The sequence below is a fragment of the Thaumasiovibrio clandestinus genome, from assembly GCF_047250365.1.
Lineage (GTDB): Bacteria > Pseudomonadota > Gammaproteobacteria > Enterobacterales > Vibrionaceae > Thaumasiovibrio.
The window spans coordinates 79,887-93,841 of sequence record NZ_JBLBVL010000010.1; the positions used below are offsets into that span (position 1 = coordinate 79,887).

Genomic DNA, 13,955 nt, shown 5'->3' on the forward strand with positions numbered 1-13,955 from the left:
GACTCTGAGTTAACCTCAGCAGCTTAAAACAGATAGAGCAATTCAGGTATGCCCTGAGTTGCTCTTTTTTTCTTTTCGTTTCCAAGAGTTTCGCTAACGCTTTCCGATACGTAGCATAAATAGCTATATCCTTGCCGTCACACCGTTCCTTCTGCACAGTCCCTTTTACACAAACGCCATTCTGTATCAAAATGTTAAAAAAGCGATCTTGCACCTGTTCTAGGCCTCATTATCACCATTTTCGTCGTCAAAGAAACGCAGCAACGAACTAGGATAAGTTCAAGGGGTAAGAGGGCGATTAATGTTATCAATTCAACGTATTAATCTCATTTTTTTGATTGTTTTTTCAGTGACTGCTTTCACAGGCACCAAGTTTGTTTGGAATCAGCACTACCACCAGCTTCTTATCGAACACCAATCGCAACTCGACCGTTTTGCAGGCCACATTACATCCAAACTTGATAAATATGCCCACATTCCCAAACTGCTCTCAAAAGACAGCGAGTTAATCGATGCACTCCATCGTCCCAACAATGCAGCTCAAATAGAGATTACCAACCGATATTTAGAGCAGGTCAATAACGCTATAGAGGCCGCCGATAGCTATTTACTGGACAAAGAAGGTACGACCATCTCCGCAAGCAACTGGAACTCGGAGCTCACATTTATTGGCAACAATTTCTCGTGGCGGCCCTATTACCAACAAGCAATACAAGGCGAAGGAAGTCAATACTTTGCATTGGGTTCAACCTCTGGTGAGCGTGGCTATTATTACTCCTATCCCGTTATTTATGCAGCAGAAGTTATTGGCGTTATCGTGGTTAAAATGGATCTCACTGCCATTGAAGAAAACTGGAATAGTCAGCAAAGTTATTTTGTTGCCACCGACATCAATAACATCATTTTCATGTCCAACAATCCTCAATGGTTGTTTAAGAGCTTATCGACATTAACCACAGAGCAAAAAAATGAAATAAGAAACAGCCGCCAATATCTCGACAATACCATCTACTCCCTTGGACTTATTGGCGACCTCACCTCGACACAGAGCGAACTACGAGACCCTTATCAAGGCTGGTTAAAAGGCGATTTTGTTGTCTCTTCCCGTCAACTTGAACTGCTGCCGCTGACGATTCGCATCATGTCTCCTAAGGTAGAAATTTTTTGGAGCGCCTTTGGTTTCTTTGCCATTCTCTGCCTTATTTTTACCATTTTTTATCTTATTGCCTTACTGGTGTATAGCCGTAAACAGAAACATCGTCAGCTAGAAATCATTCAATCTAAAGCTAAGCAAAAACTCGAGTATTTAGTCTTAGAGCGAACAGCAAACTTGCACGCTGAAGTGCGCGAGAGAAAACTGACCGAAATGCGGCTACGCCAAACCCAAGATGAACTGATTCAAGCCGCTAAGCTCGCCGTTTTAGGGCAAATGTCTGCAAGCATTAGTCATGAACTGAACAATCCTTTAGCCGCAATTAGAAGTTTTGCAGATAATGGCCGCCGTTTTCTCGAGAAACAAAACTACCAACGGGTTTATGAGAATTTTGAACGTATCTCTTCCCTTACCGAAAGAATGGCAAAAATTAGCCAGCAGCTTAAATCGTTTGCACGTAAGTCCGATCAACACGACGTTACCGTTACCAACATCGATTTAGTTATTCAATCATCTGTCGATTTAATGGCTGCCCAACTTAAATCCAACAGGGTCGAGTATCATGCCGCGCTAGTGCAACCAGCGCCGATGGTTGAAGTTAACACCATTCAACTTGAGCAGGTGCTGATCAATCTGCTTAGCAATGCAATACAAGCCATGGACGGACAGACAAATAAACGCATCGTTATTTCGACTCAAGTTGTTAAAGACAGTCTCATCATAACGGTTAACGACAGCGGTCCCGGTATCCCTGCAGACAAAATGTCACGGCTATTTGAGCCCTTCTTCACCACAAAAAAAAATGGCTTGGGTCTTGGGTTATCTATCTCTCAACAGATAGTATTGGCCATGTCTGGCAACCTTACGGTTTCGCGCTCTAAACTCGGGGGCGCCTGTTTTTCCCTCTCTCTACCAATTACCACGCAGGAATAAGTCATGTGCGATGTTTTTTTTATTGATGACGAACCGGATATTCGTTTAGCCATAGAGCAGAGCTTTGAGCTCGAAGAGATAAGCGCACGTTTTTTTTCTTGCGCAGAAGAGGCTTTACTTGCCGTTAAGCAAGATGGCTTACCCTGTGTTTTTGTTACCGATATCTGCCTTCCGGGTTTGTCCGGTGAAAACTTACTCACAACGATAGTGCGCCAAGATCCTGATGTACCGATTATTCTCATCACGGGGCACGGCGATATCCGCATGGCAGTCACTGCGATGCACAATGGTGCTTACGACTTTATCGAAAAGCCCTTTCCACCAGAGCGCCTCATCGACACCGTTAGACGTGCACTCGATAAACGCCGCTTAGTGTTAGAAAACCAAACGCTGAAACGTAGCCTAAAAGCAAGCCAAGCCCTCGGACCACGTATCATTGGCGATACACCAAGCATACAAGAGTTGCGTGATACTATCAGCCATATTGCAGATACCGACGCCGACACACTCCTGTTTGGCGAAACCGGCACCGGTAAAGAATTAGTGGCGCGCTCGCTGCATGAACAAAGCCTTCGGCGCGAGCATAACTTTGTGGCGATCAACTGCGGCGCTGTGCCTGAAAATCTCATTGAAAGTGAGCTGTATGGGCATGAGAAGGGCGCGTTTACCGGTGCCGATAACCGGCGTATTGGTAAACTTGAGTTTGCGCACCAAGGCACACTATTTCTCGACGAGATCGAATCCATGCCGATGCAGGCACAAATCAAACTCTTGCGAGTGCTACAAGAGAGGCAGTTCGAGCGCGTCGGCTCAAATAAACTCAATCCATTGAACATACGTGTAATTGCAGCAACCAAAGTCGATTTAAAACACGCAGCCGAGCAAGGCACATTTCGCCAAGATCTCTACTACCGCTTGAACATTGTCACCTTGGAGTTGCCCCCGCTACGGCAGCGTAAAGAGGATATTCCAACGCTTTTCCATCACTTCTTGCTTGTTGCCGCCGCGCGTTACGGCAAATCTGCCCCAGCACTGCAAGCGCAACAACTCCATCAACTAATGAGTCACAACTGGCCAGGTAACGTACGTGAACTGCGCAATGCAGCTGAACGCTTTGTGTTATTAGGAAAGCTCCTGCCGTTTGAGCGTCAAACCGAGTTAGATAGCAACGCCCTCGCCTTGTCAGACCAAGTTGCCGAATTTGAAAAAAGCTTGATCGAACAAGCGCTCAACAACAACAAAGGCAGCATTAAAGAGACCATGCAGCAACTGCAATTAGCGCGCAAAACGCTCTACGATAAAATGCAAAAGTATGGGCTGGATCGAATTAAATACAAAAGTTAGCATGCTGCGTGTGTCAGTGTTCGGGAAAGTTGGCACCTTTCAGGTCACACCCTCTGAACTCAATACCTAACATTTAGATATTGAGTATCAAACAGCTCGTTGAGATTGAGCAACATATCTAATTCTGGCAATTTAATTTTGTCACTCAACGGGCTTCAAACCCGAATAACGCACACCGGATAGTAGCGCCATGTCTCGATTCCAAGTGGCAAGGTCATTGATATTAAATTTCCCCAAATCGTCATGTCCACATGCTCTTGCCATAACTTGCATCAACTCTGTCGATGCTGAAAAGAAGTTATACAGTTGCGTTGATGCTTTTTCGACATTGAGCCGCTGCCTTAAGTCCGCCTTTTGTGTCGCTATCCCGGCAGGACAATTGTTGGTATTACACATCCTTGCTGCCACACAACCTATGGATTGCATCGCACTATTCGCGATAGCAACACCGTCAGCCCCTAATGCCATGGCTTTAACGAAATCCATAGGAACGCGTAACCCACCCGTGATAATGAGCGTCACCTTACCGCTTGCACCTTGCTTATCTAAATAGGCTCGAGCACGTGCCAATGCAGGGATAGTTGGTACGCTAATATGATCTCTAAACATTGCGGGAGCTGCCCCCGTTCCTCCCCCTCGACCATCAAGAATGATGTAGTCGGCACTAGCATCAAGGGCAAATTGAATGTCTTCCTCTATATGATTTGCGCTAAGTTTGAAGCCAATCGGGATCCCACCAGTCAACTCACGTACTCGGTCTGCAAACTGTTTGAAATCTTCTGCGGTACAAAGGTCTTTAAAGGTGGGGGGAGAAATCGCAGCGGTACCGGCTTCTATGCCACGGACCTCAGCAATTTTTCCTATATTCTTACTGCCCGGGAGATGTCCACCTGTCCCGGTTTTTGCACCTTGCCCACCTTTAAAATGAAACGCTTGGACATTTTTAAGTTTGGATTCATCGTAGCCAAAACCAGCGCTGGCCAATTCATAAAAGTAGCGTGAATTGGCAGCTTGCTCTTCAGGCAGCATACCACCTTCGCCAGAGCAAATGCCGGTACCAGCAAGCTCGGCCCCCCTTGCCAGAGACACTTTCGCTTCTTCTGATAACGCGCCGAAACTCATGTCAGAAACAAACAACGGAATATCGAGTTTAAGTGGCTTTTTAGCCTTAGGGCCAATAACCAACTGCGTTGAAACAGCAACGTCTTCTAGCAATGGCTTCTTGGCCATCTGCGCAACCATCACTTGCAGCTCATCCCAATGTGGTAGTAAATGCCTTGGAACACCCATCGATGTCATAGGGCCATGATGGCCAACTTTTTTTAAACCATCACGTGCCAATTGGTGGATAAACTCAACGGTAGGTTCTTCTTGAGTAACCGTGGCAACCGGCATGCTATCAACGGACTGAATTTGAACACCTGGCCCCTCGTGCCCCACCTGAACGTGGGTAAATTGCTTATGGGAGCCATCACAATAAGGGGGGGTATTGGTATGCTTGCAGCGGCACAAGTAAGCCTCTTCGCTTTCTGTAGCAACAAAGCTCTTCGGTTTAAAATCTGTACCAGAATGGGAGCCATCGCAAAATGGCTGATTCGATGAACGTCCACAGGTGCAGTAATAATACTCTTGATCTTTGATTAACGCAGTTTTGACCGGTAAATTATTGGAAATAATCGGCTTGCTCATAACCTGTCCTTTGTCGCTATCACTCAATATCGATAAGCTTAGTCGACTTTACACCATCATTTATTCGAATAATTCATACGGCTTATTCTAGATAATCTATTAACTGTTCTGTTGCGCAAAGCGCCTTAAAGAAACGTTGAGCCAACTCGCCTAGCATACCAATATCATTAAGCGCTTAGGATTAGTTATCAGCGAATTAATCACATGCTGACCGACAGTAAATACTGCTCAATTTCCGCCGAAATCCATCGAATAATCATGCTTTGCGCATTATCAGCTTTAACCAGCTCACCATAAGGCTGCCAATGCATCGCACGGTTATGTTTCACTACACCTAACAGCCCTTGTCGTAACGGATCCTGAATTAACAACCAAGGCACATAAGACCAACCTGTATTGTCAATCACAGCATCACGAATGTGCTCATAAAAAGTTAAAGCAATATAGTTACTTGAGCGTGAAGGACTGGAAGTTAGACTGGTTTTATCAATAAATGCCAAGGTGATTTCAGTATATTGTTCAAGATCGGTATTGTGCACTTTTTTAAGTTTATTTAATGGGTGGTCAATGTGTGCCACACACATCATTCGAATCTTACCCAACTCTTGTTGCTGTGTTCTTGCAGCATCTGCGTATGCGGGTAGTAATCCGTAGGCAACATCAACCGTATTTTGTTCTACCATCTTTTCAAGCTCAGGCGGTGGCGCAATATAAATCGATAAGCTCGTGCTTGGAAAACGCTGATTAAGCTTATTTAGCAAAGTCCGCCAAAATCGCTCTGGCAATGCATCATCACGCACAATACGCAACGCCATATCAACGTCGTCTAAGTGTTGTGCGCATTTCGTATGTATATCATTCTTTGTGGCGACTAATCGCTGACAATCATCAGCAATAGCCTCACCAATTGTTGTGGCCAGAATACGATTACCACTACGGTGAAATAGCTTAACACCCAGTTCATCTTCGAGTGCAGATAACGCCGAACTTAATGTTGTGCGGCTTTTGCCCAGCTGACGCGCAGCTTCAGCGATTGAACCAGTATGCAAAGTGCATAACAGCATCTCAATTTGATTGATATTCATCTCATACCACATCATCAATTAATATCTACTTATCATAACCGAGTAATGCTATTTGAGCGACGAATTAACCGACGCTGAGCGACTGGCGAAATATAGAGCCCGTCGTTATCCTGCCACCATCATTTCCACTAAAAGAACTTAACCCCGTGACCATTCAACCTAAATTCACTCAATCAATACGGATTCAAAAAGAGCGTCATTTGCTTTTATTCTCAACATTAGTCTCATTGCTTTTTGCTTTATTAGGCATAAGTTTAGGTTGGTGGATGGGCTCTCTTGTGATCCTATTTGACGGTGCTTATTCATTCTTTAGTTTAGCGCTTACTTTGGTTTCACTTCTGGCGACGGCGTATATTAATCGTCCAGAGAACACGCGTAACCCGGCTTTTATTGAAAATGCCGTCATTGCTTTTAAAGGTGCCGTCATCGCCCTAATGTGTTTCTATTCATTGTATTCCGCACTGGCTGCGCTGCTGTCTGGTGGCCGAGAAATTAATGCCAATATCGCGTTAGCTTTCGCTGTTGTAAATGTCACTGGTTGTACTGTGTCATACTACATAATGAAACGAGGTGCCGCTAAAATAGACTCATCACTGGTTGATGCAGAAGCGAAGCAATGGATGATGGATGCCACAATCAGTGCTGCGGTTTTAGTTGGCTTTTTCGCTGCAAAGTTAATAAGTCTAACGCCTTTTAGCGTTTATGCTGCCTATGCCGATCCAATGATGGTGCTCATTGCTTCACTCTACTTCGTCGTTATTCCAATTAAAATGACGATTAATGCGTTTAAGGCGCTTCAAACCTTACAGTTGAATACTGCGTAATGCCTGTTTTTCGCCAGTAGTGATAACATCATTAAAGAAAATAGCACTGCTAATTATGAAATTTAACCCCCCAGATTTAACAGCTTTATTGTTAAACTTGGAGGGTTACATTAATTTTCCGTAAACATTACTTGGTGATAATTTCTGGTCCCATCAACAAGGTTGGTAACCACGTCGAAACCCAAGGCACATACGTCACAATAATTAAGAACAGGAACATGACGCCGACCCAAGGTAGCGCGGCCTTCACCACGCTCATCATCGACATTCTAGCCACCCCCGCAGTCACAAATAGATTGAGCCCAACGGGCGGTGTGATCATACCTATCTCCATATTCACCACCATCATGATACCGAGGTGAATAGGATCAATGCCAAGCGCAATCGCAATTGGGAAAACCAATGGCGCCACGATGATCAACAGACCAGAAGGCTCCATAAATTGCCCGCCAAGCAATAACAGTACGTTCACCACAATCAAAAACGTTATCGGGCCAAGCCCTGCAGACAGCATCGATTCCGTGATCATTTGCGGGATACGTTCCTCTGTCAGAACGTGCTTTAGAATTAAGGCATTCGCGATGATAAATAGCAGCATGATGGTCAGCTTTCCCGCATCATACAGCGTATCTTTGGTGTCTTTATGCACAAAGGTCTGAAACACCTTTACCAAGGCAGGTTTCGTGTTTGTCTTATCCGCAAATGGTCCCATGTCTTTGTAAATAAAGTTGGCAATGAAGAACGCATACACTGCTGCCACGGCCGCCGCTTCGGTCGGTGTGAAGACCCCACCATAGATCCCGCCAAGAATGATCACGATAAGGAGCAAGCCCCAACTCGCATCTTTTGCCGCGGCAATCGCCTCGCCCCAGCCAACAAAAGGCTGCGCTGGTAGTTTTTTCACTCGGGCAGCAATATAGATGGCCACCATTAACATAAAGCCAGCCAGCAAGCCTGGAATAACGCCACCTAAGAACATTCGTCCTACAGATACATCCGTCGCGGCTGCATACACCACCATAACGATGGAAGGCGGGATCAAAATCCCAAGTGTACCTGCATTACAAATCACCCCAGCGGCAAACTCTTTGGAGTAACCATTTTTCACCATCCCGGCAATAACGATACTCCCTATTGCAACCACCGTCGCTGGTGAAGAACCCGATAAGGCGGCAAACATCATACAGGCGACAACCGATGACATGGCTAAACCACCACGAAACCAACCTACCATTGCGATAGCAAATCGAATAATCCGTTTCGCAACGCCTCCGGTTGACATAAAACTCGAAGCCAGTATAAAAAATGGAATAGCTAATAAGGTGTAGTGGCCAGCGAACGCATTAAATAATGTTTGTGCTACCGATGCTAACGACGCATCAGAGTGCATCAATAAAAATAAAATACTCGATAGACCTAAGGAGACCGCGATTGGTACACCGATAAGCATAAAACCGATGACCATGAGGAACAAAAATAGAATATCCATAAATTATTGATCCTTTCCGTTTTTATTGTCAGCGTGGCTATCCATTACACTACTTGCGTCTGCCATGTCAGCCTTTAATGCCTCTAACTCTTCTTCCCCTTCATGGCCTGCGATGAGTCTATCCAATTGGCCTGTGGCAATTTTATAAGTGACTTGTATAAATCGAAAGGTGAGCATCGCCATGCCTATTGGCAATGCCATATAAGGGATAAAGCGCGGTAACTTCTCGTAACGCTCACCTTCATTTAACCATTCTGCAAGAAACTGAAGCATTTCAGGCATCGGAATATCATCGGTTTCATACCATGCGCGCTCCGAAATGAACGGATACCAATAATTCCAAGACCCAATGAGAAGTAACACTGAAAATAGCAGACAGCATGCTGAAGCAATAAGAGCAAATGTCTTCTGCATGGACGCTGGCATCATATTAATGACGACATCGACGCCAATATGAAAATGTTTCTTTACCCCATATGACGCGCCAACTAGCACCATCCATGCAAACATGAACACGGTGAGTTCCAATGCCCAGAGAATGTTGTCATTAAATACGTACCGTGATATCACGTTGGCAAACGTTAGCAAGGTCATGGCACCAAGAAAAAACGCAATTAGGGTTTCTTCTATAACATCGGTTACCTTCCCGATTTTCTCAAAAGTAGACTGTTCCATAAGTAACATCGCTTTTATTGGTTATTATCTGACTTGAACCGAGAGACGAACAACGCGCTTTGTACCAAGGCAAAGCGCGTTTTCGCTTATTTACTGATTTGATGCCACAGCAGCATCGATCAAGTCAGCACCGATGTCTTTCTCAAACTTTTTCCAAACCGGCTGTAGTGCTATTACCCACTGCTGACGTTGCTCGGCGGTTAGTGTTCTAACCGTGCCACCCGCTTCAATGATATTGTTTTTATTCGCAAGATTAACCTTTGAAGATTCCGCATTTCGCGTTGCTGTTACCTCTTGAATAATGGTGTTTAACTGTTCGCGTACATCACTTGGCAGTTCGACCCAAAAATCATTGGAGGTCACCACCAAATAGTCGAGTATGCCGTGATTAGTTTCAGTTACACCATCTTGGACTTCAAAGAATTTTTTACCGTAAATGTTAGACCAGGTATTCTCTTGACCATCGATAACCTTGGTTTGTAACCCGCCGTATACCTCTTTAAACGACATTTTTTGTGGGTTTGCACCTAACTGCTCAAACTGTGCCACCAAAACATCTGACGCTTGAACACGGAACTTCAACCCTTCTGCATCCGTCGGATCCAATAAAGGCTTGTTTGCCGACATCTGTTTCATTCCATTATGCCAGAATGCCAACCCTTGTAGGCCGCGGCGTTTCATCGCGTTCTTCAGCTTTTCACCAGACTCAGAGTTTTGAAAACGATCAACGGCATCAACATCTTCAAATAAAAACGGTAGGTCAAATATGCGATATTTTTTGGTGAACTTTTCAAATTTTGATAATGACGGTGCCGCCAGTTGCACATCCCCATTTAGTAACGCTTCAAGTACCTTATCATCATCATACAACGTAGAATTTGGGAAAACCTGCATACACGCCTTGCCATTCATCTCCGTGTTTACGCGCTCTTCTAATAATGATGCTGCGATTCCTTTTGGGTGCTTGTCTGCATTGGTGACGTGACTAAATTTAATCACCAGCTCTCCGGGATCGCAGTTAGCAGCCGCATTAAAGCTAGAAAGTGCCAGGGCAGAGACCGTCAGTAGGGTAAGAGGTTTAAACATTATCATTCTCCTTAGTGAGTAACAGCACCGCTCATGGCGCAGTAACAAACAAAGAGCAAGTTAGATACCAAATATTAACAATGGAGTTTTAGTCATTTAAATTCAAACAATTAAAACTAGAACCCTTTACCGTGCTAGCCATTTTGTCCGTTTTGGCAAGCGACTATGGGTGGGAAATGACACATGATAAAAGCACAATGGGTAGTTTTATACCCATCGTTATTTATTAAACTGCGTGCTGAGCTTAAGGCTATGGTTCCGAAACCGCATAACAAATGTTCTGTGACTAATCCAAAGTTCACGTAGCTTATTGTTTGCATTGTTATATTAAAAAGGCTCTACTTAAACGTAGAGCCTTTAGTCATTTAATGCTTAGTCGTATGCCTGTATAGAAAATACTTTAGTTTAGCGGCGTATTACCTAAAAGAGGACGACCTGGCGTAGCATCCGTCATTTCATCATGCTCAACTACAATCTGTCCTTCAATCATGATGTAATCATAACCGGTAGCTGGCTGATATGGGTCAGTATAAGTGGCATTGCTGCTCAGTTTGTCTAGATCAAAAATCAATAAGTCAGCATGCGCACCTTCTTGTACACGACCTTTTTTGCTAAACACTGGTGCAACACCTTCAAGACGCTGGGCAGGATAGTAACTACCCTTGGCAAAAGCCTCCGTTAAGGTCAATACCTTTTCATCACGCACATAATTAGTCAGTAGTCGACTATAGGTACCAGCGCCATTTGGTGCTGCTCTTTGCTCTGCACTAAAGGATGGCATCGCATCTGTAGCGATCATCATTTTAGGATGTTGCATTGCTTCTTGTAACCACTCTTCTTTCATGTAGTGGTGGATAATGATGCCATCTGGACGCTCTTGACGCTTCTGATACCAAGTTTCTTCAGTGAAGAATTCGCCTGTCTCTGCCCATTGCACATCTTCGTAGCTAATATTAAAGACGGTCTTCCAATCACGGTCAAACACATCAGCTGATATCGATGTTGAACCTGCCGTGTAAGGGAACACTTCCATGGTAACATCAGCGCCGTTCTTGTTTGCCTCATCTATGACTGCTAGCCAATTACCAACTTCACCCATCGCGTTAGCATTTATGTGCGAGAAATGTAATGGTGCGCCTGTTTCTACGGCTAGATCTAGCACATCATATAGAGGTTGAATATCACCATTGACGCCACGGCGAATATGCGCCCAAATCGGTGCTTCATACTCTGCTGCCACTTCAAAGATCATTCGTAGCTCTTCATCTGTAACAGCCTGTGTCATATAGTCCAATAGTAGGCCAATTCCAAGTCCACCTTGTTCTATACCTTCAATTAACAATGCACGCATCTGCTCAACTTCTTCAGACGTAGCTTGTTGTATAAAGGCTCGACCCGGCACCATTACGCCTTCTTCACCCACAAGCCAAGGCATCTCACGGCCTTCAATCACTTGAGTACGAATGGCATAATGTGCTACTGACGCTCCGTAGTTGATATGAGGAGCAAAACGCAAAAAGTTACCATATTCTGTTACTGGGAAAGCACCAGCTTCAAGCTCAAGGGCTGTAGTTACCCCGTCACGTGTTTGCAATCTAGCACCAAAAGGCAGCCCGCTATGGGTATGTAAGTCAATGAAACCAGGACCAACGATTTTGCCTGTAGCATCAATTTCACGTTCCCCAGACAAAGGCTGAGTTGTCAACGTTTGAATTGTGCCATCTTTAATGCCAATATTTAAAATTTGATCAGTCTTGGTTTCTGGGTCAATCACGCGGCCTTGATTGATGACCAAATCATAATTCACTGCGTCAACTGTATCTACAGAACCACAACCTACCAAAGCGAGACATAACGCGGCGGAGCCGGCTAATTTAAAATGCATTCTTCTTCCTTTATTGATCTAAGCAAACTGACGGAGGTAATCCATCTGTATTGTTTATGACAATTTACACAACTAGACTAAGCCAATCACCTCTGTTATGTTGCAGAAATACCAACAAACGCCATGGCCACAATCATGAACTCATTTACTTTCGATCAATTGGAAGCATTTATTACTGTCGTTGAACAAGGCTCGTTTAGTGCTGCAGCTCGAGCTCTGGGCAAGGATAGATCGACAATACACAACCTCGTCAGTTATCTTGAAATAGACTGGGATATTGAACTATTCGATCGCACAAAAAAATTGCCCGTTATGCGAAAAGATGTTGAGCAACTTTTCATCCATGCTAAATCTTTTATCATTCAAAAACAGGAAGTTGTGCATTTAGTTAGAAGCTTAAAAGATAACCAATGCGAACGTGAGATTACAATAGGTTATGACCCCATTACACCAAAACAACTATTGAAAGGCTTGGCAAATTTCCTGCATAAAAACAATCCAATGGTTGCTGTAAACTGGTTGGCACAAAGCAAAAATGCAGCAATTCAAACAATCAGTCGAGGTGAGGTTAATCTATCAATACAACTGGTGTCAGGTCGTTCAAGACCTATAAAAGGTTTATTCGGATACTATCTTGGCGCAATTAAATTTGGTGTTTATTGCTCACCTAAATCAGATTACCTAAAGCATAGGTCATGCTCTCTTACTTTGCTTCAAGCTCACCCGCAAATTATTCTAGAGAGTTATCTTGAAGCCGGGCTTGGCGACATGGCAATAATTAGTCCCATAACCCAGACAATCAGCACCGTGGATTTTGCGATCGACATATTAGAGACATCGGACAACAATAGTTACATAGTGTTACCCCTCTCCTCAGCCGAGCCTTACGTCAACCAAGGCCGTATACACAAGCTTGATGTGAACTTTGTGGCAGATTCTGTGTCTTGGTCTTGGACATGTCTACGGCGCAGTGCTGATACCGAAACCACACTGCAAAAGGAGCTACAAAGAGAAATGGCACGCTGGATTGAGGTGATTGATTAAGTAACAATGAGTAAATCCAAGCTGTTATGCTCGTCGATGGGAAAATATCCCCAAGCTATTAACATTGACTAAAGTAGCGCTAACGTCCGAAAACAGTGACGTTAGCGCAATGACTTACGATGACGTTAAATACGTCAGTAACTCAACAATTTGTGCCGGCGTGGTCGCCCATGCATGGGCTGATGCATCCACCTCTTTCAAGGCGTGCACAAGACTTTCATCATGCAGGGTAATGTAAGGTTTATTCATTGCGGCACAATAACCTGCGTCAAAGGCTGCGTTCCACTGTCTGTATTTATCACCAAAACGAATCACCGCAATATCACAAGATTTAATGGCGTTCTGAATCCGAATCGCATTCACCTTAGCGGATTTATGGTCGCGCCAAAAAGGCACCTCTTCTTGTCCCAAACAATCCCCTGACGCATCACTTGAATCATGATCAGTGATGGCAGAACTAAAATCAATCGCCAGTCCTTTACTCTTACATCCTTCTATAATTTGTTCACGCCAATTGGAATGGATTTCGCCCGACAAATAGACTGTATATTGCATAACAAACCCTTAAATTATCATAATTATAAATTGATAGAACCGCTGAAGGAGTAAAGACCTCGCAGTTCATCAATTATGTTTAGCTTATAAAAGCAGAGCTTAACAAACAGATAACCATCTGGTACAGAGCTAAAAAGGAGAATGTGCATATTAGTCGCGATAACGTAAATAATTCACTATTGATGTTCCAATT

At 44.1% G+C, this 13,955-nt stretch carries 11 protein-coding genes; 4 read left to right on the plus strand and 7 right to left on the minus strand.

From position 1 onward, the window contains the following. Nucleotides 1–301: 301 nt before the first annotated feature. Together ACKLNH_RS14005 and ACKLNH_RS14010 are read left to right on the plus strand one after the other, a co-directional pair. Complete coding sequence (locus tag ACKLNH_RS14005) at nucleotides 302–2,086, plus strand: sensor histidine kinase (RefSeq protein ID WP_413112885.1); 1,785 nt, start codon at nucleotides 302–304, stop codon at nucleotides 2,084–2,086. A gap of 3 nt (nucleotides 2,087–2,089) precedes the next feature. After that, nucleotides 2,090–3,430: a sigma-54-dependent transcriptional regulator gene (locus ACKLNH_RS14010; RefSeq protein ID WP_413112886.1), complete on the plus strand. Its 1,341-nt coding sequence runs from the start codon at nucleotides 2,090–2,092 to the stop codon at nucleotides 3,428–3,430. A gap of 141 nt (nucleotides 3,431–3,571) precedes the next feature. Here the strand turns inward: ACKLNH_RS14010 and ACKLNH_RS14015 are convergent, their stop codons facing one another. Together ACKLNH_RS14015 and ACKLNH_RS14020 are read right to left on the minus strand one after the other, a co-directional pair. Then, complete coding sequence (locus ACKLNH_RS14015) at nucleotides 3,572–5,119, minus strand: glutamate synthase-related protein (protein WP_413112887.1); 1,548 nt, start codon at nucleotides 5,117–5,119, stop codon at nucleotides 3,572–3,574. Between the two features lie 200 nt (nucleotides 5,120–5,319). Further along, nucleotides 5,320–6,204: a LysR family transcriptional regulator gene (locus ACKLNH_RS14020; protein ID WP_413112888.1), complete on the minus strand. Its 885-nt coding sequence runs from the start codon at nucleotides 6,202–6,204 to the stop codon at nucleotides 5,320–5,322. Between the two features lie 146 nt (nucleotides 6,205–6,350). On the opposite strand from ACKLNH_RS14020, the gene ACKLNH_RS14025 reads away from it, so the two are divergent. After that, a complete protein-coding gene (locus ACKLNH_RS14025; RefSeq protein ID WP_413112889.1) occupies nucleotides 6,351–7,028 on the plus strand; it encodes a cation efflux transmembrane domain-containing protein in 678 nt (225 codons plus the stop codon). 127 nt (nucleotides 7,029–7,155) lie between these two features. On the opposite strand, the gene ACKLNH_RS14030 is transcribed toward ACKLNH_RS14025, so the two are convergent. From ACKLNH_RS14030 to ACKLNH_RS14045, 4 genes are all read right to left on the minus strand, one after another. Continuing rightward, the gene (locus ACKLNH_RS14030) at nucleotides 7,156–8,517 is read right to left on the minus strand and encodes a TRAP transporter large permease (protein WP_413112890.1); all 1,362 of its coding nucleotides are present in this window, start codon (nucleotides 8,515–8,517) and stop codon (nucleotides 7,156–7,158) included. A 3-nt stretch (nucleotides 8,518–8,520) separates the two neighbouring features. Beyond that, entirely contained in the window at nucleotides 8,521–9,192 is a 672-nt protein-coding gene (locus tag ACKLNH_RS14035; RefSeq protein ID WP_413112891.1) for a TRAP transporter small permease, read from the minus strand. 90 nt (nucleotides 9,193–9,282) lie between these two features. Then, nucleotides 9,283–10,278 carry a DctP family TRAP transporter solute-binding subunit gene (locus ACKLNH_RS14040; protein WP_413112892.1) on the minus strand — a complete coding sequence of 332 codons (996 nt, stop codon included), beginning with the start codon at nucleotides 10,276–10,278 and terminating at the stop codon, nucleotides 9,283–9,285. Between the two features lie 400 nt (nucleotides 10,279–10,678). Beyond that, nucleotides 10,679–12,163, minus strand: coding sequence for an amidohydrolase family protein (locus ACKLNH_RS14045; protein ID WP_413112893.1), 1,485 nt, complete (start codon nucleotides 12,161–12,163; stop codon nucleotides 10,679–10,681). A gap of 135 nt (nucleotides 12,164–12,298) precedes the next feature. On the opposite strand from ACKLNH_RS14045, the gene ACKLNH_RS14050 reads away from it, so the two are divergent. Beyond that, a complete protein-coding gene (locus tag ACKLNH_RS14050) occupies nucleotides 12,299–13,207 on the plus strand; it encodes a LysR family transcriptional regulator (protein WP_413112894.1) in 909 nt (302 codons plus the stop codon). 114 nt (nucleotides 13,208–13,321) lie between these two features. Here ACKLNH_RS14050 and ACKLNH_RS14055 read toward each other — a convergent pair whose 3' ends face one another. Then, entirely contained in the window at nucleotides 13,322–13,762 is a 441-nt protein-coding gene (locus ACKLNH_RS14055) for a YtoQ family protein (RefSeq protein WP_413112895.1), read from the minus strand. Between the last annotated feature and the right edge of the window lie 193 nt (nucleotides 13,763–13,955).